The organism is Lewinella sp., assembly GCF_050633125.1.
Classification (GTDB): Bacteria; Bacteroidota; Bacteroidia; order Chitinophagales; family Saprospiraceae; genus Lewinella.
The window spans coordinates 1-964 of the sequence record NZ_JBOEFX010000251.1; the positions used below are offsets into that span (position 1 = coordinate 1).

1 protein-coding gene is annotated in these 964 nt (G+C 42.0%); it reads left to right on the forward strand.

The window, feature by feature from the left end:
- Positions 1 to 863, forward strand: an 863-nt coding sequence (locus ACRBG0_RS28720) for a T9SS type A sorting domain-containing protein (RefSeq protein WP_431490257.1), incomplete at its 5' end; no start/stop codon positions are given.
- Between the last annotated feature and the right edge of the window lie 101 nt (positions 864 to 964).

Genomic DNA, 964 nt, shown 5'->3' on the forward strand with positions numbered 1-964 from the left:
ACGATTCTGATGGCGACGGTGTGTACTCCATCAACCTCACTATCCCAGAAGGGTTCAGTAGCTTCTATAGTTTCAGTAATGGATTGTGCCCAGACCTAAGTTGCAAAGAAGACCTTACAGGACAAGATTGCGGCCTACCAAACGCCAACAATAACCGTTGGCTATCGCCCGTAACGCAGGACACCATCATCAATACCTGTTTTGCAGAGTGTATTCCTGATTTGGACTGTACCCTGCCGCCGGCTCCTGTTGAAGTAATTTTCACGGTGGATATGCTTACCAGCGAAACAGATCCTGCTGGTGTATACTTGATCGGTGATTTTGGTCTTACGAACAATGAATTCCTCATGACCGACAACGGTGGCAGTTCTTTTTGGACAACTACCCTATCTGTCAATCCGGGCAATTACCACTATCGCTTTGTAAATGGAACACCCGATCAGGGAATTATTGAAACATTAGAGGAGGATGTTTTAAACAATTGTAGTGAAACAGTTAACGACATCCGACAGAGGCCTCTCTTGGTTATCGAAGAACAACCCATAACACTGGATACGGTTTGTTTCAATGAGTGCATTGAATGCATCATTGACGATGTAGATCAAGCTTTGACCGACCTGATGGTTCTCGAATTGCAACCTAATCCTGCCAAAGATCACAGCCGTTTGATTTGCAAAAATGCTCCCTTAGCTCGCAAAAAAATTAGGCTTATCAACGCTATAGGGCAGATTGTAGAACAATTTGAGTTGGCCGCGGAGGACGATGAGTTATTAATTTCCACAAATCATTTACCCGCTGGTATTTACTGGATAAATTTAGAAATAGAAGGGATCAGGCTGATTAAAAAATTAATCATCCAATAAGCCTTTTATTTAACAACAGAAGGGCTGAGCAAAATTTACTCAACCTTTTTTATTTTATCGGTGCCCTATCCTCACTAATAAGGGCTTTCTCATAAAAAATT